We start from the raw sequence: 23,400 nt of genomic DNA, 5'->3' as shown, positions 1-23,400 counted from the left end.
GATCGGCCAGCCAACAGTGGCGAGGCCGTGATGTCGTAAACGACTCAGTTCGACAGCGCGTGGAGGGTCAGGTGCCGCCGGCCCGGCCGCCACTCGGCGACGAGGCGACCGCGACGGAATCCGGTCCTGTCGAAGCCGGCCCAGCCGCACCCGGTTCGGCCGCAGCCAGCCCGCCGGAGCGGTGGCGGAAGAGCAGGAGCATCACCCCGCCCGCGACCAGGCCCCAGAACGCGCCGCCCACGCCGAGCAGGGTCACCCCGGAGGCGGTGACCACGAAGGTGACCACGGCGGCCTCCCGGTCCGCCGGTTCCGCCAGCGCCGAGGTGAGCGCGGTGGCCAGCGCGCCGAGCAGCGCCAGCCCGGCGACCGCCTCGATCAGCACCGGCGGGGCGAGCGCGACCAGCGCGGTGGCCGCACCGGCGCCCAGCCCCAGCAGGGCCAGCCCGGTCCCGGCGGTGACCGAGGCGATCCAGCGGCGCTCCGGGTCGGGGTGGGCGTCCGGGCCGGCGGCCAGGGCGGCGGTGATCGCGGCGAGGTTGACCGCGTGCCCGCCGGCGGGCGCGGCGAGCACGGTGGTCAGTCCCGTGGCGCGCAGCGCGGCGCCGAAGGGCGGCCGGTAGCCGTAGCCGACCAGCACCGCCATCCCCGGTACGTTCTGCGCGGCCATGGTGACCAGGAAGAGCGGCAACGCCAGGCCCACCATCGCGGAGAGGTTCCAGGCCGGGGCGGTCAGCTCGACCGCGGGCAGCAGCCGCGCGCCACCGAGCCCGGAGACCGGGGTGGTCAGCGCGATCGCCGCCACCGCGACGACCAGCGCGCCCGGCACCGCCCACCGGCGGGCGAACCGGTGCAGCAGCAGCCAGGCCAGCACCACGGGGACGGCCAGCCGGGGCACCTCGACCAGCGCGCGGACGGGGGCGGTGCAGAGCGGCAGCAGGACCCCGGCGAGCATCGCGCCCGCGATCGGCCGGGGGATCGCCGCGACGGCCCGCCCGAGGGCGGGGAACAGCCCGGCGGCCACGATCAGCGCGCCCGAGACGAGGAACGCCCCGACGGCGACGGGCCAACCGCCGGGCACCGTGCCGGTGGCGACCAGCAGCGCCGCGCCGGGGGTGGACCACGCGACACTCATCGGGATCCGGTGCCGCAGGCCCAGCCAGACAGCGGAGATCCCGGCGGCCACGCACACCGCCAGCAGCCCGGAGGCGGCCTGTGCGTCCGAGGCGCCGACGGCCCGCAGGCCGGCCAGCACCACCGTGAACGAGCTGGCGAACCCGACCAGCGCGGTCACCACACCTGCCAGTACCGGTTGCGACCGTACCGCCATCCCGCCTCCCCCGACCGTTCCGTTTATGGAACAGGAACCTGTAGCACCATAGCGGGGTGCCGCAGACGTCACCAGTCCACCGATCGGCCCCCGATCCGGGCGCCGAGGCCGTCGGTCGCCGGGTACGCGCCCTGCGCGAGGAGCGCGGGATGTCGCTGTCCGCCCTCGCCCGGCTCGCCGGGGTGGGCAAGGCGACCCTCTCCGGCCTGGAGAACGGCACCCGCAACCCGACCCTGGAGACGCTCTACGCGATCACCGCGCAGCTCGGCGTACCGCTGACGGCCGTGCTCTCCGGCCCGGCGGCCGGGCCGGTCGTCCGCGGCGCCGCGGTCAGCGCCATCCTGCTGGAGGTCTTCGAGGACAGCGACGCCACCTACGAGCTGTACCGGATGCTGGTCGCGCCCGGTCCGGAGCAGCTCTCCCCCGCGCACCAGAGGGGGGTCACCGAGCACGTCACCGTCTTCTCGGGCGTGCTGCGCGCCGGCCCGGTCGACGCGCCGCTGACCGCCGCCGCCGGCGGGCACCTGCGCTGGACGTCCGACGTGCCGCACGTGTACGCCGCCGTCGGCGACGAGGAGGTCGCCGCCAGCCTCCTGCTGCGCTACCCCCGCCCCTGAGCACCCGCCGGCCGGACCGCGCGCGTGGCCCGCACCGGCCCCGTCGGGCGTCGGCTCAGCCGTCGACGGGGGTCGGCACCGGCAGCCGCCGCTGCACCGCCCAGATCGCCGCCTCCGTACGCGACGCCGACCCGGTCTTGCGCAGCAGGTTGGACACGTGCACGGTGACCGTCCGCACCGAGATGCCGAGGGCCCGGGCCGCCTGCTTGTTGGACATCCCGGCGACCAGGCAGCCCAGCACCTCGATCTCCCGCCCGGTCAGCTCGGCGTCCACCGGATCCACCGGCCGCTGCGACGCCATCCTCGGCGGGCGCGGGGCGGGTGGCGGGCGGAGCAGCGCCTCGGGCCCCCGGCCGGCGTGGGCGGCGAGCAGCTCGGTCAGCGCGTACGGGTTGCCGCCGGTGCGCTGCCAGACGGCGCGCACCAGCCGGCCGGACGGGCGCGGGTCCGCGTACACCTGGGTCAGCACCTCGGCGACCTCGGCCGGGAGCAGCGGTCCGAGGTGTTGGCGGACGGCGCCCCGGACGCCGCAGAGCCGGGCCAGGGCGCGGACCGCGAGGTCCGGCGCGACGGCGTCCTCGGCGGGCCGGCTCGCCACCACCAGCAGCGCCGGCAGGTCGGCGGCGGTCGCCAGCTCGCCGACCAGGTTCAGGCTGGCCGGGTCGAGGGCGTGCAGGTCCTCCACCACCAGTACGGCCGGGCCGGCGCCGACGAGCAGCCGGACGACCCGCACCGCGAGGCGGAGCAGGGTGCCCGGCGCGTAGCGCTCGCGCGGCGCGGTCGGCTGCTGGGCGAGCCAGGCCAGCGCGTCCGCCGGCAGGTCGAGCCGGCTCGTGTCCCGGCCCGTGAGAACGGCGGCCAGCCAGTCGTACGGGGCGGGGCTGTGCACGCGGGCGGCGCCGGAGAGCACCACCGCCGGTCGGGGGGCGAACGCGTCGAGGGCGGCCGCGACCAGCAGGGACTTGCCCACCCCGGCGGCTCCGGTGATCACCGCGACGGTCGGCGCGGACCGTCGGCCGGCGACCACGGTGGACCACGCCCGGTCGAGCTCGACCAGCTCGCCGGTGCGTCCGACCATCGACACCGGCATCATTCCCCAACCCTACGCAGTAGTGCGTAGAGACGACGGGAGGGTGTTCTTGGCAAGCTTGACCCCATGACGCTGATCCTCCGCTCGGCCATCCTCAACGACATCGGCCTGGTTCGCACCAACAACGAGGACTCCGCCCTCGCCGGTGACCGCCTCGTCGCGGTCGCGGACGGCATGGGCGGCCTGCCCGCGGGCGAGGTGGCGAGCGAGATCGTCATCCGCATCCTGGACGAGCTGAGCCCGCCGACCGCCCCCGACGAGGCGGCCGCGGCGCTGCGCGCCGTGGTGAGCACCGCCAACCGGCGCATCCACGCCGCCATCACCGTCGACCCGGCGCGCGACGGCATGGGTACGACGCTGACCGCCGCCCTGCTCGCAGGGGACGCGCTGGTGCTGGCCCAGGTGGGTGACTCCCGCTGCTACCTGCTGCGCAACGGGGAGCTGACCCAGCTCACCCGCGACGACACCTTCGTCCAGGCGCTGGTGGACCAGGGGGCGCTCTCGCCGGAGCAGGCACGGCACCACCCGCAGCGGTCCCTGGTGACCCGGGCGGTGCAGGGCTCGGACACTCCCCCGGCGGTCGGGGTGCTCACGGTGGTCGCCGGCGACCGGCTGCTGCTGTGCAGCGACGGGCTCTCCGACTACGTCGAGGACGGGACGATCGCCGCGACGCTGATCACGTACGGCGACCGTCACCACTGCGGCGAGCAGCTCGTCAAGCTCGCCCACCAGGCCGGCGCGCCGGACAACGTGACAGTCGTGGTCTCGGACGTCGTCGCCGGCTGAGCGCGTCCCGGCTCCTGTCGCGGGCAGCCGCCGCCAGCTAGGTAGTTGTGCCATCTAGGTAGTGCGGCTATGTTCCTCGGGTGGATTCCGACCGGCGCGGGCAGTGGCTGCGCGGGGTGCTCGACCTCTGCGTCCTGGCCCTGCTGCGCGAGGGCGAGTCCTACGGCTACCAGCTCGCCCAGGCGCTGGAGGCCGCCGGCATCGGGCCGATCCAGGGCGGCACGCTCTATCCGGTGCTGCTGCGCCTGCAACGCACCGGCCTGGTCACCGCCGAGTGGCGGGAGGGCGCGTCCGGTCCGGCCCGCAAGTACTACCGGATCACCGACAGCGGGCGGGCGACCCTGCGCCAGGGCGGCAGTGCCTGGCTCGCGTTCGTCGCCCCGGTGACCGGCCTCGTCACGAAGGGGGTCGACGGATGAACGCCGACGAGTGGCTGCGGGTGTTCGCGGCCGAGTTGGACCGGCGCCGGGTCCGGGCGGACGCCGCCCGGCACGTGGTCGCCGAGGCGGCCACGCACCTGCGCGACAGCGGGGGCGACCCGTGGGCCGTCTTCGGCCGGCCGCAGGACTACGCCGCCGCGATCGTCGAGACCATCGGCACCTCGCCCGCCGCGCGTCCCGGACCGGTCCGGCTGCACGCCCGGGGCATCACCAAGCGGTACGGGCGACGCACCGTCCTGCGCGACGCGTCCCTGACCGTCCGGGCCGGACAGATCGCCGCCGTGATCGGGGCGAACGGCTGCGGCAAGAGCACCTTCCTGCGCGTCTGCGCCGGGCTGGTCTCCCCCGACGCCGGGGACGTGACCGTCTCCGGCCGGGTCGGCTACTGCCCCCAGCAGGGCGGCACCGCCGACTTCCTGCTGCCCGACGAGCACTTCGTGCTGGTCGGCGCCGGCCGGGGCGTGGCCCGGGGGCCGGCCCGCCGCGCCGGTCGGGCGGCGGCCCGCCACCTCGGCTGGGAGGCCGACGGCGACGTCCTCGCCCGCAACCTCTCCGGCGGCACCCGGCAGAAGCTGAACCTGACCATGTCCACCCTCAGCGAGCCGGACGTGCTGCTGCTCGACGAGCCCTACCAGGGCTTCGACCAGGGCACGTACGTCAACTTCTGGGACCAGCTCGCCCGGCTGCGCGACGAGGGCCGGGCGATCGTCGTGGTGACCCACCTGCTCAACCAGCTCGACCGGGTCGACCTGGTGCTCGACCTGACCCCGGCCACCCAGGGAGGGCGTGCGTGAACCGCCTCGTCACCGTCGCCGAGATGACCCTGCGGGAGCTGCTGCGCCGTCGGGGCGTGCTCCTGCTGCTGCTGTTGATGCCGCTGGCGTTCTGGCTGATCCGGCGGGACTCGCACGTCGGGCAGTCCGTACGCTCGCTGCTGCTCGGCATCAGCTGGGCCGTCAGCACCGCCGCCCTCTTCGCCACCGGCGCGGCCCGCGAGCTGGAGCCCCGGCTGCGGCTGGCCGGCTACCGCCCGCACGACCTCTACCTCGGCCGGCTGCTCGGCCTGTGGGCGGCCGGGCTCATCCTGTCCGTGCCGTTCTTCGTGCTCACCGTCGTGGACGCGCCCGAGCTGCGGCACGGCGGGGTGGCGGTGGCGATGCTCTGCTGCGTGGGGGTGGCCGCGCCGTTCGGGATGCTGATCGGCGCGCTGCTCCCCCGCGAGTTGGAGGGGACGCTGCTGCTGCTCACCGTGGTGGCGGTGCAGATGCTGATCAACCCGGCCGGCACCGGCGCGAAGCTGACCCCGTTCTGGTCCAGCCGGGAGATCGCCACGTGGGCGGTGGACCACACCGACTCCGGCTACCTGGCGCGGGGTTCGCTGCACGGGCTGGCCGTCACCGCGCTGCTGATCGGCGCCGTGGCAGCCGTGTTCAGCGTCCGGCTGCGCCGACGCCGGCACCTTCGACACCTGCCGATCGGCTGACCGGGCGTCGCCGTCACACCTGCCGATCGGCTGACCGGGCGCCGCTGGGTCACCGGCGATTGCGGTTGCGGCGACCGCCGGGCCGGGATGGGATGGGCGGATGACCGTCCGCCGGGTGAACGCCGAAGAAAGACTGTCCACCAGCTTCGCGCTCGGCGCGTACGCCTTCGAGGCGTCGCCGCGCAGCGCGGCCCGGGCGGAGGAGTTCCGCGGCTACCTGCCCTACAACAAGGGCAACCGGACGCTGGTCGTCGAGGAGGGCGGCACCACGCTGGCCGCCGCCTCGGCCATCCCGATGCGGCAGAACCTGCGCGGCGAGGTGCTGCCGATGGCCGGCGTCGCCGGGGTGGCGAGCCATCCGCTGGCCCGCCGGCAGGGGCACGTACGCACGCTGATGCACCAACTCCTCGACGAGATGCGCGACGAGGGGCACCAGTTGAGCGCGCTCTACCCGTTCCGGCCGTCGTTCTACGCCCGGTTCGGCTACGTGGGGCTGCCGAAGCCGCGTACGGTCACGTTCTCGCCGGCCGACCTGGGCGAGCTGCTCGGCGCCGACCTGCCCGGCGAGGTGGGCTGGGAGCGGATCGGCGAGGGCTACCGGGACTGGCGCGCGTTCACCGAGCGGTGCCTGAACGAGCGGCACGGCTTCGCGATCTTCCCCGGCTACCGGGACGTGGGGTTGCGCGACCGCGACGAGCACTGGCTGCTCACGGCCCGCACGGGCGGTACGGTCACCGGCGCGGTGCTCTACCGCATCGACGACCACGGCGGCACGCTCGCCGCCGGCGACCTGCTCGCCGCCGATCCGCTCGCCCGGGCGCTCATGTTGCAGTTCTTCGGGCGGCACGTCGACCAGGTGGAGCGGGTGACCGTGCAGGTGCCCGTCGACGAGGTGCCGGAGCTGTGGCTGACCGATCTGGCCGTGCACGTCGAGGCGCGGGTGGCCCGACCGAGTTACGCCGCGCCCATGGCCCGGCTGCTGTCGATCGACGCGCTGGCCGGGCTGCCCGTCGGGCCGGGCCGGGTGCGGGTGGAGCTGACCGGCGACCGGTGGCTGGCCGGGTCGTACCTGCTGGACGGCACGACCGGCGCGCTGGAGCTGGTCACCGGGGCCGCCGCCACCGCCGGCTCGCCGCCGACCGCCACGCTGACAGCCGCCGGCCTCTCCGCCCTGGCGTACGGGGTCCTGGATCCGGTCGAGGTGGGCCTGCGGGGGCTGGGCGACGTGTCGACGGACGCGGCGGCGGAACTGCGCCGCCTCTTCCCCCGCCAGAACCCGTACGTCTTCGCCGACTTCTGACCCCCGCCTCCCGCGGGCGTGGGTCAGTAGGGGTTGCCGTGGCCGGCGGCGCGACCGCGGAGCAGGGCGGTGGGGCGGCCCGGGAGGTGGCGCGCCGCCGACATCGGCGGGCTGGCGGTGTGCGCCCGGTCGGCCATGCCGGCGAAGAGTTCCTTCAGCGCGCTGAGCGCGTCGTGGCGCGGATGCCAGCCCAGCTCCGTCTCGGCGCGCTCGCTCGACATCAGCGGCGCGTGCAGCGCCAGCTCCACCCAGCCGGCGTCGATCGGTTGCAGCCGCGCCCGCCAGGTCAGGGCGGCGGCGACGCGCAGCACCGGGGCGGCGACGGGCACCGTCCAGCCGTGGAAGTGCCGGGCCACCAGCTCCGGGGTCAGCACCGGGTCCGCGGCGACGTTGAACGCGCCGCGCGCGTCACCCAGGACCGCCCGGGCGTACGCGTCGGCGACGTCGTCGGTGTGCACCGCCTGCATCCGCAGCCGAGGGTGCGTCGGCACCAGCGGGATCCGGCCGAAGCGCAGCAGCCGGACGGGCGCGAACGGGCCGAGGAAGTAGCGGGTGATCTCGGTGGCCGCCGCCCGCTGGAAGTTCAGGCCGGGCCGCAGCCGCACCACCCGCAGCCCCGGGTGCTCGCGCTCGGCCCGGTCGAGCAGCGCCTCCACCTCGGCCTTGTCCCGGCTGTACGACGAGCCGGGCACCCCGGTCGCCGGCCAGCGCTCGGAGACCGGGTGGTCCTTCGGGCCGGGCGCGTAGACGCCTACCGACGACGCGTACACCAGGGCCGGCACGCCGGCGCGGACCACGGCGTCGATCACGGCCGCGCTGCCGCCCACGTTGGTCCGGTGCAGCACCCGCTGGTCGTGGCTGGGCTGGATCTGCCAGGCCAGGTGCACCACCGCGTCGGCGCCGGCGAAGACCTCGGCGAGCTGGTCGGCCGCGCCGGGCAGGCCGACGTCGCAGGAGTGCCACTCCACCTGGTCGTACGGCTCGCCGCAGTCCGGCCCGGGCAGCCGGCGGGCCACCCCGGCGAGTTCCACTCCGCGTTCCCGCCGCAGCCGGCGCAACAGGGCGGTGCCCGCGTTGCCGGTCGCCCCCACCACCACGATCCGCATGCCCGTCCCGTACCCGGTCAGCCCCGGCTCAATCGCCGATCACGCCCACCGTCGGGAGTAGGGCGAGCGGCACACCCGTCAGGGGCCGTCAGGGGCGGGGCGAGTGGCGGACCCAGTTCTTCTGCCCGCCCCGGCGGCGGCCCTGCGAGGCGGCGAGGCAGCGCGGGCAGATCCGGCCGACGGGGTCCGCCTCGGTGAGCACGTCCGTCGACGTGTACTCGAACCGCACGTGCGGGAAGCGGCGCAACCGGGTCCGGCTGAGCGGGAGCCCGCAGACGGTCTGGTTCTGCCCCGGCAACCAGGCGTGCACCTCGCCGGCCGGCCCCCGTACGCCCTCCGGGTCCGTCTCCTCGCTGGAGGCCGCCACGGCCGGGGTGCTGCTCATCCTCATACGGGCACGGTTCCCCCACGCCGACCCGCCCATGCCTGCCGCGTCGGTGCGGGCGGCGACACGGCCGGCCCGGCCCGGCCGGCGGTCAGCCGCGCCGGGCCGGCGGCCTCCAGCCGGTCGTTCAGCGGCACGTTGAGGCGCGCGGTCACCCCGACGGTGACCAGGTAGCAGGCCAGCGCGGCGACGGTCCAGACGAGGACGGGGTCGCCCGTGTCGTCCCACCAGTCAACCGGGCGCCGCCCCTCCGGCCCATGGCCGAGCCGCTCGCCCCCATGAGCACCCGTCCACCGGGCTGTCACCCGAGACGGGGAGTTCGACCGCTGCCGGTGCCCGGCTGAACGGGCGCGGATTCGTCGACGTGACCTTGTGAACATCTGCGCGATGCCACACCATGCCGATGTTGATCGATATCGGCGAGAGGGCGGAGACGTGACCAGAGTGAGCGCGTGGGGTCGACTGCGGGCGATCGGAGTAGCGGCAGGAGTCCTGCTCGGGATCGCGGTCGTTCCGGCGCAGCCGGCGTCCGCGCAGACCGGGGCGATGATCCAGCCGGTGGGTGGGCGGGTCACGGGGGTGCTCGCGAACAGGTGTGGTGCCACCGACAGCGATCACTACGGGGTGGACATCGCGGGCAACAGCGGGATGGCGATCGGTGCGGCGTATCCGGGCACGGTGGCCTTCGCGGGTTGGACCTCTGGTGGGGGCAACATGGTGACGCTGTCGCACGCCGGTGGTTACCAGACCCGGTACCTGCACATGGTGGGGGCGGCGTCGGTCGCCGTGGGGCAGCAGGTCGGGCAGGGGCAGGTGCTCGGGCACGTCGGCAGCACGGGCAACTCCACGGGCCCGCACCTGCACTTCGAGATCCGCCGCCACGGCGCGGTCTACGACATCCGCCCGGCGTACGTCTGCGGCGGCACGGTCACCAAGGGCGCCCCGATCAACCTCCCGTTCGCCGACCTGACGCCGGTCAACGCCGTTCCCGACCGGGTCCTGGTGGTGCGCACCGACGGGACGCTCGCGGCCAAGGAGTCGCTGAACGGGACCGTGCACGAACTCAAGACCAACGTCACCAGGGTCTCCGCCGACCGCGACCGCGTCGCCGTGATCAGCACGAACGGGGCCGCCGAGGTGAAGGCCGGCGGCCTCACCGCCGGCTGGGTGACGCTGTTCCACAACGCCAGAGACGTCGTCGTCGACGGTGACCGCTACGTCGTGCTCGGCACCGACGGCAGGGCCTGGGCCAAGGACGGCCTCTACAGCGCCAACTGGGCCCACATCTCGAGCAACACGACCGTGATCGACGCGGCCGACGGTCGGATCGGGGTCATCGAGAACGGCGTCGCGAAGGTCAAGGAGGGGCCGATCAACGCGTCCTGGCACACCGTCGCGGCCAGCGCGACCGACCTCTCCCTCGACGGGGCCCGGATCGGCGTCGTCGAGGGCGGCACGGCCAAGGTCAAGGAAGGGCCGCTCAACGCGGCCTGGGTGAACCAGGCCGCGGGCCGGCAGGTCGTCGTCGAGGGCTACCGGATCGCGGTACGGGACGACAGCGGCAACGCCTACGTGTAGGCCGGCCCGCTCAACGGGAGCTGGGAGCACGTTGCCACCGGCGCCACGGATCTCGACGTCGCCGGCAACCGGATCGCCGTGGTGTCCGGCGGCTGGGCCCGGGTGAAGGAACCGAACCTGAACTCGTACTGGGTGGATGTCGTCGTCAACGCCCGGCAGGTGGCCCTCGCCAACCAGTGACGCCTTACCTGAGGGAGAGAGCGCAGGTGGTCAGGAGGCGGGACGGGGGCGGGCCCAAGCGGTGAAGCGGTCGGCCAGGTCGACGCGGGAACCGCCGCCGTCCAGCTCGGCGAGCTGGGCGGTGGCCTCGACCTGGAGGGTGGCGCCGCGGGTAGTCGATCTTCAAACTGGGAGGCCCTGAATGGCCGACGTGCCGAGCCCGCTCGCCGCCTTCATCGTGGGCGAGATCCGCCGCGCCCGGGGCGGCGCCGGCATGACGCAGGAGACCTTCGGCCGGGGCGCGGGCTTCAGCGCGTCGCACGTCAGCGCCGTCGAGGGCGGCACCCGGGCGCTGACGATGGACTTCATCAAGGGAGCCGACCGGGCCCTCAGGACCGGCGGGCTCTTCGAACGGCTCGTCGCCAGCGTCGGCGCCCCGTCCTGGTTCCTCCCCTGGCTCGACGCCGAACGCGCCGCACGACAACTACGGCTGTTCGAGCCGCTGTTGGTTCCCGGGCTGCTGCAAACCGAGAACTACGCCCGCGTGGTCATGCGCCTCAACGACCTCATGTCAGCGACGGAGGTCGACCAGCAGGTCAGCGCCCGGATGGACCGGCAGAGAATCTTGACCGGCGAGAACCCGCCGCAACTGGTCGCGGTCTTGGACGAGTCGGCACTGAGCCGGACCGGCGACGGATTCAGCGGCATCATGGCCGAGCAGGTGTCGCACCTCGTCGCGATGGCGGAACTACCGCACGTTCACGTGCACGTGATTCCAGCGACGACCGGCCTGCACATCGGGCTGTCCGGCCCCTTCGCGCTGGCTCGGTCCGCCGACGGCGGCTGGGTCGGGCATCTGGAAAACCAACTGGGCGGAGTTGTTGCGGACAGTAAGGATGATGTGGCTAGTCTTCTGGCGAAGTGGGAAGGCGTGCGGAACGAAGCGCTCCCGCGTCGGCAGTCCATTGACCTCATGAAGGAAGTGTGGAGCCATCATGGACCTCAGTAGCGCTCAGTGGCGCAAGTCCAGCCGCAGCGGTTCGAGCGGCGGGAACTGTGTCGAGGTGGCCGACAACCTGCCCGGCGTGGTCGCCGTCCGCGACTCGAAGGACCCGACCGGCCCCGCCCTGACCTTCGCCCCCACGGCGTGGCGCGCGTTCGTCGCCCGCACCGCCGGTCGGGCCTGACCTCCTCCCGTACGCCCGGAGGTGCCCGCACCGGGCCTGCCTCATCCCGTACGCCCGGAGACGCCCGCCCACGACGGGCCGGCGTCTCCGGCGGCGGTTGCCTGCGCTCGGCCGGCCCTCACCCGACGACACCCGTGTCACGTCGACCGGGGGTCTCCAGCCTCGAACTGATCGTCGTGAAGCCTCCGCCGGAGCGGGCGGCGTCGGCGATGGCCGTGAGCACCTCGAGGACGTGGAGCCCCCGTGTCGCCGCGGCCAGCGCGGGCCGCCCCGCCAGGATGGCCCTGGCCATCTCGACCAGACCCATCCCCATGAACCCGTCGGAGTCGCGTGGGCCGGGGAGCACCTCGACGAAGTCGGTGCTGCCCGCCGCCCTGAGCAGCACGGGGCCGCCCCACGAGTTGGCCTGCGCCGCGACGATCGTGCCCTCGGTGCCGTGGATCTCGAGGTGCGGCGTACGCGTCGCCACGACGTCGAAGCTGGTCACCAGCATGCCCATGGCCCCGCTGGCGAACTCCAGGACGCTGTTGATGTGGGTGGGTGTCTGCACGCTGAAGGTCGCCCCCGCGCGGGGCCCGGCCAACACGACGCGTTCGGTACGCGCGGTCGCGCCCAGCGCCCCCACCCGGACGATGGAACCCATGAGTTCGGTCAGCACCGTGAGGTAGTACGGACCGATGTCGAACAGGGGTCCGGCGCCCTCCTGGTACAGGAACTCCGGCTCGGGGTGGAACCGTTCCGGCCCGGCGTTCATCATGGCGGCGTTCACCGAGGTCGGGGTGCCGATCGCGCCTTCGGCGAGCAGCGCCGCGCAGGTCTGCGCCCCGACGCCCAGGAAGGTGTCCGGCGCGGTGCCGACCTGCAACGACCGCGCCCGGGCGGCCTCGACGATGCGGTGACCGTCGGCCATGGTGGTCGCCAGGGGCTTCTCCGTGTAGACGTGCTTGCCGTGCTCCAGGGCGCGCAGGGTCACCTCGGCGTGCGCCCTGGGTGGGGTCAGGTTGAGAACCAGGTCGATGTCCGGATGGGTCAACAGGGCGTCGACCGGGTGCACCTCCGGCACCGCGTGGGCAGCGCCGAGCGCCCGCGCGCGCGCCGGGTCGGCGTCGGCGCAGGCGACGACGGTGACCGCCGGGTCCCCGGCGAGGTTGGCCAGATAGCGGGAACTGACGTTTCCGCACCCCACGACCCCCACCCGCACGGACCCTCCGTCGTGGACCATGTCAGGAGAGCCTGATCTCGTGGCCGGCACGCGCCGACTCGTAGATCCCGTCGAGCATGCGCATGACCTCCGTGCCGTGGGAGACGGGGGCCACCTGCTCGGCCTCTCCCAGGCACAGCGAGACGAAGTGCGCGATCTCGTTGGCGAACCCCTCGGCGAAGTCGAAGCTGAGGTGGTCGATCTGGGGTCCCACGTTGAGGATGGTGTCGTGCATCTCGGTGGCGATCCGAAGCTTCGGTTCGAGTTCCGCGCCACCGCGCTCGCCGAAGACCGCCACTTCGAGGCGGTCCTCGAGGGCGTGCAGGGAGTAGCTGGTCTCCAGCGTCAGGGACGCCCCGTTGTCGAACCGGATGAGGGCCGTGGCGAAGTCCTCGACGTCGCTCTGGGTCGGGTCGTAGTCCGCGACCTTGTACCGCGACAACGACGTGACGTTGGCCCGGTTGCCCAGCCGGGTGTGGGTGACCGCGCTGACCGTGACGGCCTTCGGGGTGCCCATGAAGTACCAGCAGAGGTCCAGCACGTGCACGCCGATGTCGATGAGCGGTCCCCCGCCGGACCGCTTGTGGTCCGCGAACCAGCCACCGGGGTTGCCGAGCCGTCGGATGTTCGTCGCGCGCGCGTGGTAGACGTCGCCCAGCAGCCCGGCGTCGACGAACGACTTGAGGACCTTGGCGTTCGCGCCGAAGCGCCGGACGAAGCCGACCTCCAGGTGCCTGCCGCTGCGCTCGACGGCCTCGACGAGCGCCTCGGCCTCGCCGGCCGTACGGCTCAAGGGCTTCTCCACCAGGACGTGCTTGCCGGCGTCGAGCGCCGCTGTGGCGATCTCCGCGTGGCTGTCGTTCCAGGTGCAGATGCTCACCGCGTCGATCTCGGGGTCGGCGAGCAGGCTGTCGAGCGTCGGGTGCACGCGGGTCACGCCGAAGGTCTCGGCCTTCTGCGCGCTCCGTTCCTGGTTGACGTCGAACACCCCGACGAGGTGGACGTCCGGGTTGGCGGCGTACGCGCCCAGGTGCATCTCCGCGATGCTCCCGACGCCGATCACGCCCACACCGAGCCGGCTCACTTCGCCGCCTCCGCCTCGGCGAAGAGCCGCTTCGCGTTGGCCAGACCGATCGGGTTGGCCATCAGGCACTCCTCGATGCCCTCGAACTCGATGGACACGAAGCCGTCGTAGCCGGCGTCGACGATGCCCCGCACGATCCTGCGCATGTCGAGGTCGCCGTAGCCGACGATGGAGCCGAGCAGGTAGTTGCCGCCGGGGGTGTGGTGCCAGCCGTCGCCGGGGTACTGCGAGCGGACGTAGAAGTCCTTCAGGTGCACGATGCTGGCGTACGGGGCGTTCTCGGCGACCGACACCACCGGGTTGTCGTCCACCGACATGAAGTTGCCGACGTCGAGGGTCGTCTTGAAGTTCGGCTCGTCGACGAGGTGGATGAGCCGGCGTACGCGCTCACCGCCGTTCATGAGCAGCCCGTGGTTCTCCACGCTGGTGGTGATGCCGTACGGGGCGGCGTACTGAGCGATCTCCTTGCACGCCTCCACCATGCGGGGCAGCAGCGCCTCGAACTCGGCGATGTCCTTCGCCCGGTGGGCCCACTTGGCGACGTCGTGGCGGAAGAGCTTGATGTCCAGGGCGGCAGCCACCTCGATGTGCCGCTTGACCCGCTGCATGCTCTTCTCCGCGCCCTCGCCGAGGAGGTCGGCCGGGACGACGAGGTTGGACAGGGTGACGCCCTGGTCGGCCGCGCGGGTCTTGATCTCCTGGACGAACCCGGGGTCCTGGTCGAGGGTGGAGGTGTCGTTGGAGATCTCCGGGGAGAGCGACACCGTCGCGATCTCCATGTGGGTGGCGTCGCTGGCGCCGATCCAGTCGATGACCTCGAAGAGGCTCATCCGGTTGGTGCGCAGGTGCTGGTAGAAGGAGTAGGAGCTGAAGCCGAACTGCACGGGTACTTCCTTCGGTCGGGGTTGGCGGGGTCAGGAGGAGAGCGCGGCGTACTGGCGGCGGCGTTCCGCCTGCCGCGCCGGGTCAGGGATGGGCGACGCCATGAGCAGCCGATTCGTGTACGCATGGCTCGGTCGTGACGTGACGGTGTCACCGTCACCGGTCTCCACGATGCGGCCCTTGAGCATGACCGCGACCCGGTGGCAGATGTAGCGGACCACCGACAGGTCGTGGGAGATGAAGAGGTACGCGACGCCGGTCTGCTCCTGGATGTCGATGAGCAGGTCGAGGATGCGTGCCTGGGTGGAGAGGTCGAGAGCGCTGACCGGTTCGTCGCAGACGATGAGTCGGGGCTTCAGCGCGAGGGCGCGGGCGATGGCGATCCGCTGCCGTTGCCCGCCGGAGAACTCGCGCGGGTACCGCAACCCGGCGTCGGCTTCCAGGCCGATCTGGCCCAGCAGCTGACCGATCCGCGCGGAGGCTTCGGCCCCGGGCACCCCCTGCGCCCTGAGCGGCTCGGCGAGGATGCTCTCCACGGACATCGCCGGGTTGAGCGACGAGTACGGATCCTGGAAGACGACCTGGATGTCCCGGCTCAGGGCCCGGCGGGCGCGCCGGTTCGCGTGGGTGATGTCGGCGCCGTCGAACGTGACCGTGCCGGCGCTGATCGGGGCGAGCCCCAGGAGCGCGCGGCCCAGGGTCGTCTTTCCCGAGCCGGACTCGCCGACCAGGCCGACCGTCTCTCCCGCCCGGATCTGCATCGAGACGTCGTGCAGCGCGTGGAAGGACGGACTGCGCCACCGGGACCCGCGATAGACGACGTTGACGTCGCGGACGTCGAGCAGCGGAGCGTCGGAATCGTTGCGGGTGCTCATGACTGCACCTCCTGAAGGTCGTCGCGCGACCGCCGGGGAGGGGCGTCCTCCAGGGTCGCGTCCAAGAGCATGCGGGTGTACTCGTGCTGCGGGTTGGCGAAGAGTTCGGCGACGGGTTGCTGCTCGACGACGAGGCCGTCCCGCATCACCGCGACCCGGTCGCAGAGGTCGGCGACCACACCCAGGTTGTGGGTGACCAGGATGAGGCCCATGTTGCGTTCCCGTTGCAGGTCGCGGAGGAGTTCGAGGACCTCCACCTGGACCGTGACGTCGAGGGCGGTGGTCGGCTCGTCCGCGATGAGCAGCTCGGGATCGCAGGAGACGGCGCCCGCGATGAGCACCCGCTGTGCCATTCCTCCGCTGAGCTGATGGGGGTAGGCGGCGAGCGTGCGGGCGGGGTCGGGAATGCCGACGCGTTCGAGCAGGTGCAGGGCCCGCTCGTGCGCGGCCTTCCTGGACAGGTTGAGCTTGCGCCGCATCGGCTTCGTCAGCTGGGCGCCGACGGTGAAGGACGGGTCCAGGTTGGACATCGGCTCCTGCGGCACGTAGGCCATCTGCGGCCCGCGCAGCTTCTGCAACTCGCCCTCGCGCAGCCCGATCAGGGACCGCCCGTCGAGGGAGAGGTGCCGGGCGGACACGGAGGCGTCGGGTGGCAGGAGTCCGAGGATCGCGAAGGACGTCTGGGACTTCCCGGAGCCGGACTCCCCGACCAGGCCGAGCACCTCTCCCCGCGCGACGTGCAGCGACACGCCCCGCACCACGTCCTTGGTGGCTCCGTCCTCGGCCACGTACCGCACCGACAGGTCCTCGACGCGGAGCAGGGTGTCCGCGGGGAGGGCGGTCGCGGGCGTACGGTCGGCTTCGCCCTGGACGACCGTCAGGTCGTCCCGGCCGGCGGACCGCGCGGCCCGCTTGGCCTTGGGTTTGCGGCTGACCCCCAGCGAATCCGCCAGGGCCGTGCCGAAGAGCACGAGTGCCATGACCGTGAGGCCGATGGCGACGCCGGGCGCGATGACCAGCTCGGGCGCGCGGTGGAAGTTCTGGAAGGCGTTGCTGAGCTCGCCACCCCAGCTGGGGCGCTGCGGGTCGCCGAAGCCGAGGAACTCCAGGCCGGACTGGACGATGATCGCCATGCCGAAGATGAACGAGGACCGCACGAGGACCGGCCCCAGCACCACGGAGAGCACGTGGCGGAAGATGATGCGCAGGTCGGAGAGCCCCGCGACGCGGGCGGCGTCGAGGTAGAGCTCCTCGCGCACCGCGATCACGGCGCTCCGGGTCAGCCGGAAGATGTCCGGCGACGCCAGCACGCCAAGGGTGATCATCGTCGGGGCGAGGCCGCTGCCGAGGGAGGCGATCACCACGATGATGATGAGGATCTCCGGCAGGGACATCAGCATGTTGAAGATCCAGCTCGACACCCCGTCGAACCGCTTCGCGCGGTAGCCGGCGAGCAGACCTGCGGGAATCCCGCACAGGAGGGCGACGGCGACCATGATCGCGCCCGCCTGGAGGCTCACCCGGCCGCCCCACAGGAGGCGGCTGAGGATGTCCCGCCCGTTGCCGTCCGTGCCGAGCGGGTGGTCGCCGCTCGGCGGGCGGAGCGCCTCCGAGAGCACCACCAGGTTCGGGTCCTGCGGGGCGAGCAGCGGCGCGAGGATGCTCGCCGCGACGATGGCCAGCAGGACGCCGCCCGCCACCACGCCCATGGGGTTACGCAGGAACGAGCGGAATCTCCTGGCTGTCAGGCCCGCGCGGGGCGTCACGTCGGCGCTCATGCGTTCCGTACCTTCGGGTTCAGTGCGGCGTAGAGAATGTCGACCGCGAGATTGACGAGTACGACGACGAGCACGGTGAAGAGCAGGACGCCCATGATGACGGGGATGTCGCTGTTGCCCGAGGCGTTGATGGCGACGGCGCCGATGCCCTGGAGGCCGAACACACGCTCGATGATGGCGGCGCCGCTCATCGCCGCGATGAACTGGAGGGAGAGCATCGTCAGCGCCGGCGGAGCCGCGTTGCGCAGGACGTGGGTGAGCAGGATCTCGCGCTGCGAGAGGCCCCGGCTGCGCAGCGTACGGACGTAGTCCTGGCTGTTGACGGTGATCACGGAGTTCCGCAACTGCTGGGCGATGGCGGCGATCGAACCGATCGACAGCGCGACGATCGGCAGGGTGATGGACCAGAGCCAACCGCCGGGTGAGTCGTTCAGGTGCACGTAGCCCGTGGCGGGGAACCAGCCCAGCTGCACGGCGAAGACCAGGGCCAGGATGATCGCGACCCAGAAGTTCGGCAGGCTGAAGCCGAACACCATGAACACCTGGAGCACGCGGTCGAACGTCCCGGGTCGGGTCGCCGCGAGCAGTCCGAGCACGACGCCGAGGACGGCGGCCACCAGGACGGCGCCCAACGCCAGGGAGACGGTGACCGGCAGCCTCGTCACGATGAGGTCGCTCACGTCGGTGTTCTGCGCGGACGAGACCCCCAGGTCACCGCGTACGACCCCGCCCAGCCAGCTCAGGTACTGCTCGACGAGCGGCCGGTCGAGGCCGAGCTGCTCCCGCTTGACCGCGACCTGTTCCTCCGTGGCGTAGAGGCCGAGCGCGCCCCGGGCCGGATCGGAGCCGGTGAGCATGAGGAAGAAGAACATCCCCGTCACGACGGAGAACGCCAGCAGCAGGCCCGTGGCCAACCGCCGACCGATGAAGCCCAGCATGCCTGCTACCTCCTAGATGAGCTGTAGTGATCCACCGGATGGGCCGGACCGTTGCCCGACCCATCCGGGGTCGATCGGCGGTTACTTCGCCGGGGCGAAGAAGCGGAGGCTCGGCATGAGCTGCGCCTGCTGCATGGTCACGTCGATGTCGGACTTGAACAGGTAGACGTTCTCCTGCGTGACGATCGGCGCGAACCAGGCCTGCTCGACGAGGTGGGTGTTCAGCTCCTTGTAGAGGGCGGCCTGCTTGTCACCCTGCGCGGCCGGGATCTCCTTGAGCAGCCGGGTGACGGTCTCGTCGGTGTACTTGAAGTTGTTCCACAGCGACGTCGGGGTGAGCTTGTTCAGCACGTCCGTCCACGCCGGGATGTTCGTGGAGAACGAGAGCATGAAGGCCGGCTGGCCCTTCAGGGTCTCCAGCCCGCCGTTGGCGAAGCCGTTGACCGGCACCTGCTCGACCGTGATGCCCACGTCGCCCAGGTACTGGGTGACGATCGGCACCAGCGGAGACATGAAGCCCTCGCTGTACGAGACCTTGATCTTGAAGCCGCTGCCGTAGCCCGCCGAGGCCAGCAGCTCGCGCGCCTTCGCCGGGTCGTACGGGTAACGCGCGTTCAGCTCCGGCACCCACGCCTCGCTGGACGGGTTGAAGGTCTGCGTGGAGACCTGGCCGAAGCCGCCGTAGTGGGTCTCGAGGATGGCCTTGCGGTCGAGCGCGTGGTTGATCGCCTGCCGCACCCGCACGTCGCCGAGTGCCGCCGACGCCTTGCCGGCGCGGTCCTGGAGGATGATGCCCTGCCACTCGCCGGGCACCGTCTTGACGGTGAGCCCGTCGGTCTTGGCCTTCGGCACCATGTCGGGGGTGCCGTACATGAACTGGATCTGGCCGGTGGCGAGCGCGTTGTACCGGGCGGTGAACTCCTCGTACGGGCGGATCACGACGTTCTCGAAGGGGAACGCCTCGCGGTTCCAGTAGCCGTCGCGCGCCTTGAACGTGTACTTGACGCCCTTCTCGGAAGCGCCCGCGTCGTACGTGTAGGGCCCGGAGCCCACCGGGTTCGAGGCGATGGTGCCCGCGCTGAGCGCCTTGGGGCTCGCCATGTACCCCGTGTACGTCGCCAGGGCGGCCAGGAGACCGGGGCTGGGCTCGCTGAGGTGCAGGCGCACCGTGGCCTTGTCCACGGCCTCGACGCGCTCGATCGCCCGGGCCCCCTCGGAGGCGCTGCCCGCCCCCTTCTTGCGCGCCTCGAGGTTGACCTTCACCACGTCGGCGTCGAAGGCGGCGCCGTCACTGAAGGTGACACCGTCGCGCAGCTTCAGGGTGAGCTCGGTGAGGTCGGCGTTGTACTCGTACGAGGTGGCCAGGTTGCCCTCGATCTTCGACTCGGACGTCTTGCGGAGCAGCGGGTCGTAGACGGCCTCCGCGTAGTGGATGACCGCGCCTTCCTTCATCTCGGCGGGGTCCCAGGTCAGCAGGTCACCGTTGTTGCCCAGGACGAGCTGGGACGAGCCTGCTTCATTCGCCTGCCCGCCACCGCTACAACCGGCGAGGGCGAGAGCGACAACGGCAAACGCTGCCGTCAGCGTGCGTGTCAGTTGCACCGTGTTCCCTTCTATTGCTGCAAAGCCAGCGCCGGTCGGCGTCGCTGTAAGTGACGGGGATCGGATCAGCGGATCAGGCGATCCCGAGTTGTTGGCTCATGACCATGGCGGTCGCGCCGCGCAGGACGATGTCGTCGCCGAGCTCCGAGAGCCGCAGCACGATGTCGCCGTGGACCTCGGTCAGGGCGCGCTGTCGGATGGTTTCCATCGCCGCGGCGGCCAGCGGTCCTTCCAGCACCCGGTGCGGCCCGCTGAGGACGATTTCCGAGACGTTGATGGCGGCCACGATCGGGGCCAGCACCGAACCGAGTGCCTCGCCCGCGGCGGCGAGGACCCGGGTGTGCACCGCGTCGGTACGCGCTTCCGAGAGGTCTTCCTGGATGCGCCGGGTCGACAGCCAGGTCTCGAGGCAGCCGAACTTTCCACAGACACAGGCCCGCTCGCTGCCGGTGTCCACGACCACGTGGCCGATCTCGCCGGCCGCGAACCTGCTGCCCAGGACGGGCGTGCCGCCGAGCAGCAGACCCGCCCCCACACCGACACCGACCCGGACGAGGAGGGTGTCCGCCGCGCTCTCGCCGTAACTACGCTCGGCGAGCGCGGTCGCGTTGGCGTCGTTCGACACGACCACGGGGCAGCCGAACTGCTCGGCCAGCACCGACCGGAGGTTGAGGTCCTTCCAGCCCAGGTTGGGTGCGCTGAGGACGACGCCACCGAGGTCCACGATCCCCGGGATGCCGATGCCGATGCCGAGCAGCGGCGCCGTCACCTGTTCGCGCAACGCCCCGACGAGACCGACGACCTTCGCCAACGCGTCGGCTCCGGTGCTGCCCTCGATCTCGACCTGATGGCGAGCCACCACCGAGCCGCCGAGGTCGAGCACGGCCCCCCGGTAGAGCGTCGAGTGGCTCAGGTCCACGGCGACCGACTGGCAGGCGTGCTCGTTGAACTCGAGCATCATGGCCGGCTTCCCGGGCCGCGTCCCCGCCCGCGTACCGACCTCGACCACGAGGTCGTCCGCGAGGAGGTCGCTCACGACGTCCGAGACCGAGACCCTCGTCAGCCCCGTGCGTCGCGCCAGATCCGCCCGGCTGTGCGGCCCTTCCCGGTACAGCGTGCGCAGCAGCAACTCGCGGTTGTGCACGCGGGCCTGCTCCGGGAGCACCTTCTCGCCGGAGCGGACCCGGGCCGGAACCCGGTCTCGCCGCAGGGTCCCCACCGGGCGGTCCTGGGGCTCCGGCGGTGTGGTTCCCGTCTCATCAATGCAGGTCACCCGGTTAGTACAGGCGGCTAACAAACTGCGGACAAGAACGCGGCTCGCGTTGTTCCCAAGTTGTTACATTCCCATGGCCCGCTTTTCGCGGCGGCTTCGGCCAGTTAACACCCCTGGTAGAGCCGCCGACCACGGCGCTGGACGGGCCTGACAGCACGCCGGCGAGCCGACACGGCGACGAGGAGGGACACCATGGGCGCCGGCTCTCCGATAAGGTCCGACCGGAGGCTCGCCAGCCTTCTTCAGGATCGATCGTCGGACCACGACCGGCCCCCGCCTGCCTAGATCAAATCCCCCCCCGAGGGCCGGGCAGTTGACCTTCCGGCGGCCTCCGCGCCGCCCGGCCTGATTCCTCCTGTACGCCCGGAAGCGCCGTCGCGGACGGGCGCTCCTCGCCTGAGCTGCCGGTTCCGCCTACGGCACGAAAGCCGAGAGTCGCAACCGGCCGCCTTCCGGTAACCTGAGCGCGCGGGCCGCTAGCTCAATGGCAGAGCTGTGGACTTTTAATCCATAGGTTCAGGGTTCGAGTCCCTGGCGGCCCACTCCTCCGCAGGTCAGCGGCCCCGACTGGGGCCGCTTTCGCCGTGATCGGGACCGATACAGCAGCACCCGTGGATCCCCCGCCAGGTCGACCAGGGACGAAACGCAGGCCCACCCGAGGTACAGTTTTCTGTACCTACCACCGGAGGTGGTCATGCGGACCGTGAACTTCACCCAACTACGGCAGAACCTGGCCGCCGAACTCGACAGCGTCATCAACGACGCGGAGGAAGTGGTGGTGACCCGGTCGGGCCACGAACCGGTGGTCATCGTGCCGCTTGCGGAGTACGAGGCGATGAAGGAGACCGAGTACCTCCTTCGCAACCCGGCCAACGCCGCAGCCCTGCGCCGCTCGATCGCGGAGCTTGAGGAGGGTGACGCGGTCGAGCGGGACCTGGTCGACCCGGCCACCGTGCGGGACGTCGCGTGAGGCTGGTCTTCACCGCGACGGCCTGGAACCAGTACCTCAGCCACACCGACCGCAAGTTGGTCAAGCGCATCAACGACCTCATCGTGGACGTGATGCGCAACGGATATGAGGGCATCGGCAAGCCGGAGCCCCTGCGGGGAGAGCTGTCCGGCTTCTGGTCCCGCCGGATCGATCGCGAACACCGGCTGGTCTATCGGATCACCAAGGACGCCGTCGAGATCATCGCCTGCCGCTACCACTACGGCGACAGGTAGCGGACCGGACTGGAAGCGCGTGCATCTGACCACGAAGACGAGCGTCTGCGCAGTGAGCGGACGCTTTGTCAGTAGGGGAACACCGAGATCGGCGATGTTGCCGGTGTCAGGGAGTCACCACACCCCGGCTGGACATGCCGGACCGAGCTTCGCACCACACGCCCACCGGGCGGCATGTTCAGCCCGCCGCCCCGACGGCCCGTCGCAGACAATCCGCAGCGGCTGATATTTGTCCTGGATCAGCAGTGGATGTGCACGTGCAGTAGCATCGCGTCGGGTGGTAGCTCCATCAGATAGAGGTCCGTGAAGTGCAGGTATTCACGGCGAAGTCGTAGGTTGTCAAGCTGGCCAGCAAGGCCCGGTGCGCTGCTGCCCATTAGATCGGGGGCGAGCCACTCACCCGAGAGCGTCAGCAGGCCGTCGGTCGCCAGCGCTTCGCGAGCACGCAAAGCCATAAAATCGACCCGAGCCAGGCCGAACGAGACGACGGGATCGTCACCCCAGTTACCGATCCGCTGAAACGGCGCGGTGGTAAAGCCGTATCTGTTCGCCACGGCCGCGAGGAGCGGCTGCGAGTGATAGGCCTGCCATGCCTCGCGCCCGAAGTAGTCGTGGGGTTCCGCCGAACTCTCAACGAAGTGGATGAGAGGGCGCGCCGGTGGAAAGGCGGCCGCCATCTGCTGCCACTCGTCCCACTCCCGACCGGCCGCCTCGGCGGCCGCAGTGCGGACAGCCCTGAGATCGAGCAGCGCTCGCGGCCCACCGTCGCAAAAACCCGGGCCCGTGTCCTTGGACGAGTCGCCGCGCACCAGCCGCGGATCGTTCTCATACCCTCGAACGACGGGGATCCCCGCGGGCGAACAGATCCGGTAGCGGTCCCACCGCCCACCCCACTCATCGTCCGGGTACTGCGGGGCATCCCGGTCGTACGGCCGCATCGCCGCGGCCAGAGCGACGTCGATCTCGCGGCGGTCCACGGGATCGAGACACACCGTAATGATCTCCCAAGCCATGCTGCTTCCCCTACGCCTGAGAACCCGCCGCCGGGCAGGTGGCGTCATCGTTCGACGTCCTGGGTGGGTCTG

At 71.7% G+C, this 23,400-nt stretch carries 25 protein-coding genes and 1 tRNA gene; 12 read left to right on the top strand and 14 right to left on the bottom strand.

Annotated features, from left to right (window positions below; translation table 11 throughout):
- Positions 1–67: 67 nt before the first annotated feature.
- Positions 68–1,327 (bottom strand): benzoate/H(+) symporter BenE family transporter, encoded by a 1,260-nt coding sequence (locus ABZ573_RS00820; RefSeq protein ID WP_358114396.1) that lies wholly within the window; start codon positions 1,325–1,327, stop codon positions 68–70.
- Between the two features lie 149 nt (positions 1,328–1,476).
- On the opposite strand from ABZ573_RS00820, the gene ABZ573_RS00815 reads away from it, so the two are divergent.
- Positions 1,477–1,944, top strand: coding sequence for a helix-turn-helix domain-containing protein (locus tag ABZ573_RS00815; protein ID WP_327030221.1), 468 nt, complete (start codon positions 1,477–1,479; stop codon positions 1,942–1,944).
- 55 nt (positions 1,945–1,999) lie between these two features.
- Here the strand turns inward: ABZ573_RS00815 and ABZ573_RS00810 are convergent, their stop codons facing one another.
- Positions 2,000–3,037 carry an AAA family ATPase gene (locus ABZ573_RS00810; protein WP_358114393.1) on the bottom strand — a complete coding sequence of 346 codons (1,038 nt, stop codon included), beginning with the start codon at positions 3,035–3,037 and terminating at the stop codon, positions 2,000–2,002.
- A 63-nt stretch (positions 3,038–3,100) separates the two neighbouring features.
- Between ABZ573_RS00810 and ABZ573_RS00805 the strand changes: the two genes are divergently transcribed.
- The 5 genes from ABZ573_RS00805 to ABZ573_RS00785 all read left to right on the top strand — a co-directional run bounded on the left by ABZ573_RS00805 (position 3,101) and on the right by ABZ573_RS00785 (position 7,043).
- Positions 3,101–3,820, top strand: coding sequence for a protein phosphatase 2C domain-containing protein (locus ABZ573_RS00805; RefSeq protein ID WP_151452588.1), 720 nt, complete (start codon positions 3,101–3,103; stop codon positions 3,818–3,820).
- A gap of 80 nt (positions 3,821–3,900) precedes the next feature.
- Positions 3,901–4,239 carry a PadR family transcriptional regulator gene (locus ABZ573_RS00800; RefSeq protein ID WP_151452587.1) on the top strand — a complete coding sequence of 113 codons (339 nt, stop codon included), beginning with the start codon at positions 3,901–3,903 and terminating at the stop codon, positions 4,237–4,239.
- Entirely contained in the window at positions 4,236–5,054 is an 819-nt protein-coding gene (locus ABZ573_RS00795; protein WP_311412189.1) for an ATP-binding cassette domain-containing protein, read from the top strand. The genes ABZ573_RS00800 and ABZ573_RS00795 overlap by 4 nt, the downstream gene beginning before the upstream one ends.
- Positions 5,051–5,743, top strand: a complete 693-nt coding sequence (locus ABZ573_RS00790) for a hypothetical protein (protein WP_327030219.1) — start codon at positions 5,051–5,053, stop codon at positions 5,741–5,743. Before ABZ573_RS00795 ends, ABZ573_RS00790 begins: the two co-directional genes overlap by 4 nt.
- Positions 5,744–5,843: 100 nt before the next feature.
- Positions 5,844–7,043: a GNAT family N-acetyltransferase gene (locus ABZ573_RS00785; RefSeq protein WP_358114388.1), complete on the top strand. Its 1,200-nt coding sequence runs from the start codon at positions 5,844–5,846 to the stop codon at positions 7,041–7,043.
- A gap of 23 nt (positions 7,044–7,066) precedes the next feature.
- Here the strand turns inward: ABZ573_RS00785 and ABZ573_RS00780 are convergent, their stop codons facing one another.
- From ABZ573_RS00780 to ABZ573_RS00770, 3 genes are all read right to left on the bottom strand, one after another.
- Positions 7,067–8,149, bottom strand: coding sequence for an NAD-dependent epimerase/dehydratase family protein (locus ABZ573_RS00780; protein WP_358114385.1), 1,083 nt, complete (start codon positions 8,147–8,149; stop codon positions 7,067–7,069).
- Between the two features lie 88 nt (positions 8,150–8,237).
- Complete coding sequence (locus tag ABZ573_RS00775) at positions 8,238–8,540, bottom strand: hypothetical protein (RefSeq protein ID WP_358114382.1); 303 nt, start codon at positions 8,538–8,540, stop codon at positions 8,238–8,240.
- Positions 8,537–8,839, bottom strand: a complete 303-nt coding sequence (locus ABZ573_RS00770; protein ID WP_358114379.1) for a DUF1772 domain-containing protein — start codon at positions 8,837–8,839, stop codon at positions 8,537–8,539. The genes ABZ573_RS00775 and ABZ573_RS00770 overlap by 4 nt, the downstream gene beginning before the upstream one ends.
- A gap of 130 nt (positions 8,840–8,969) precedes the next feature.
- Between ABZ573_RS00770 and ABZ573_RS00765 the strand changes: the two genes are divergently transcribed.
- From ABZ573_RS00765 to ABZ573_RS00755, 3 genes are all read left to right on the top strand, one after another.
- A complete protein-coding gene (locus ABZ573_RS00765) occupies positions 8,970–10,112 on the top strand; it encodes a M23 family metallopeptidase (protein WP_358114376.1) in 1,143 nt (380 codons plus the stop codon).
- A gap of 361 nt (positions 10,113–10,473) precedes the next feature.
- Positions 10,474–11,280: a helix-turn-helix transcriptional regulator gene (locus tag ABZ573_RS00760; protein WP_327030211.1), complete on the top strand. Its 807-nt coding sequence runs from the start codon at positions 10,474–10,476 to the stop codon at positions 11,278–11,280.
- Positions 11,267–11,458 (top strand): DUF397 domain-containing protein, encoded by a 192-nt coding sequence (locus ABZ573_RS00755; RefSeq protein WP_151452577.1) that lies wholly within the window; start codon positions 11,267–11,269, stop codon positions 11,456–11,458. Before ABZ573_RS00760 ends, ABZ573_RS00755 begins: the two co-directional genes overlap by 14 nt.
- A gap of 118 nt (positions 11,459–11,576) precedes the next feature.
- On the opposite strand, the gene ABZ573_RS00750 is transcribed toward ABZ573_RS00755, so the two are convergent.
- The 8 genes from ABZ573_RS00750 to ABZ573_RS00715 all read right to left on the bottom strand — a co-directional run bounded on the left by ABZ573_RS00750 (position 11,577) and on the right by ABZ573_RS00715 (position 21,037).
- Positions 11,577–12,680: a Gfo/Idh/MocA family oxidoreductase gene (locus ABZ573_RS00750; RefSeq protein WP_358114372.1), complete on the bottom strand. Its 1,104-nt coding sequence runs from the start codon at positions 12,678–12,680 to the stop codon at positions 11,577–11,579.
- Position 12,681: 1 nt separating this feature from the next.
- Positions 12,682–13,743: a Gfo/Idh/MocA family oxidoreductase gene (locus tag ABZ573_RS00745; RefSeq protein ID WP_151452575.1), complete on the bottom strand. Its 1,062-nt coding sequence runs from the start codon at positions 13,741–13,743 to the stop codon at positions 12,682–12,684.
- Positions 13,740–14,627 (bottom strand): sugar phosphate isomerase/epimerase family protein, encoded by an 888-nt coding sequence (locus ABZ573_RS00740; RefSeq protein WP_151452574.1) that lies wholly within the window; start codon positions 14,625–14,627, stop codon positions 13,740–13,742. Before ABZ573_RS00740 ends, ABZ573_RS00745 begins: the two co-directional genes overlap by 4 nt.
- A gap of 30 nt (positions 14,628–14,657) precedes the next feature.
- On the bottom strand, positions 14,658–15,500 hold the full coding sequence (locus ABZ573_RS00735) for an ATP-binding cassette domain-containing protein (protein WP_151452573.1): 843 nt from the start codon (positions 15,498–15,500) through the stop codon (positions 14,658–14,660).
- Entirely contained in the window at positions 15,497–17,278 is a 1,782-nt protein-coding gene (locus tag ABZ573_RS00730) for a dipeptide/oligopeptide/nickel ABC transporter permease/ATP-binding protein (protein ID WP_151452572.1), read from the bottom strand. Before ABZ573_RS00730 ends, ABZ573_RS00735 begins: the two co-directional genes overlap by 4 nt.
- Positions 17,275–18,216 (bottom strand): ABC transporter permease, encoded by a 942-nt coding sequence (locus ABZ573_RS00725; protein ID WP_151452571.1) that lies wholly within the window; start codon positions 18,214–18,216, stop codon positions 17,275–17,277. Before ABZ573_RS00725 ends, ABZ573_RS00730 begins: the two co-directional genes overlap by 4 nt.
- Positions 18,217–18,297: 81 nt before the next feature.
- Positions 18,298–19,818, bottom strand: coding sequence for an ABC transporter substrate-binding protein (locus ABZ573_RS00720; protein WP_358114366.1), 1,521 nt, complete (start codon positions 19,816–19,818; stop codon positions 18,298–18,300).
- 73 nt (positions 19,819–19,891) lie between these two features.
- Positions 19,892–21,037 (bottom strand): ROK family transcriptional regulator, encoded by a 1,146-nt coding sequence (locus tag ABZ573_RS00715; RefSeq protein ID WP_358114363.1) that lies wholly within the window; start codon positions 21,035–21,037, stop codon positions 19,892–19,894.
- Positions 21,038–21,561: 524 nt separating this feature from the next.
- On the opposite strand from ABZ573_RS00715, the gene ABZ573_RS00710 reads away from it, so the two are divergent.
- From ABZ573_RS00710 to ABZ573_RS00700, 3 genes are all read left to right on the top strand, one after another.
- Positions 21,562–21,633: transfer RNA gene (locus ABZ573_RS00710), tRNA-Lys, on the top strand.
- Positions 21,634–21,785: 152 nt separating this feature from the next.
- Positions 21,786–22,061, top strand: coding sequence for a type II toxin-antitoxin system prevent-host-death family antitoxin (locus tag ABZ573_RS00705; protein WP_358114360.1), 276 nt, complete (start codon positions 21,786–21,788; stop codon positions 22,059–22,061).
- The gene (locus ABZ573_RS00700) at positions 22,058–22,315 is read left to right on the top strand and encodes a Txe/YoeB family addiction module toxin (RefSeq protein ID WP_358114357.1); all 258 of its coding nucleotides are present in this window, start codon (positions 22,058–22,060) and stop codon (positions 22,313–22,315) included. The genes ABZ573_RS00705 and ABZ573_RS00700 overlap by 4 nt, the downstream gene beginning before the upstream one ends.
- 239 nt (positions 22,316–22,554) lie before the next feature.
- Here ABZ573_RS00700 and ABZ573_RS00695 read toward each other — a convergent pair whose 3' ends face one another.
- Positions 22,555–23,328 carry a hypothetical protein gene (locus tag ABZ573_RS00695; protein ID WP_358114354.1) on the bottom strand — a complete coding sequence of 258 codons (774 nt, stop codon included), beginning with the start codon at positions 23,326–23,328 and terminating at the stop codon, positions 22,555–22,557.
- Between the last annotated feature and the right edge of the window lie 72 nt (positions 23,329–23,400).

This window comes from Micromonospora sp. NPDC007220 (genome assembly GCF_040634035.1).
Classification (GTDB): domain Bacteria; phylum Actinomycetota; class Actinomycetes; order Mycobacteriales; family Micromonosporaceae; genus Micromonospora; species Micromonospora reichwaldensis.
This window is presented reverse-complemented; position numbering and strand designations above follow the sequence as displayed.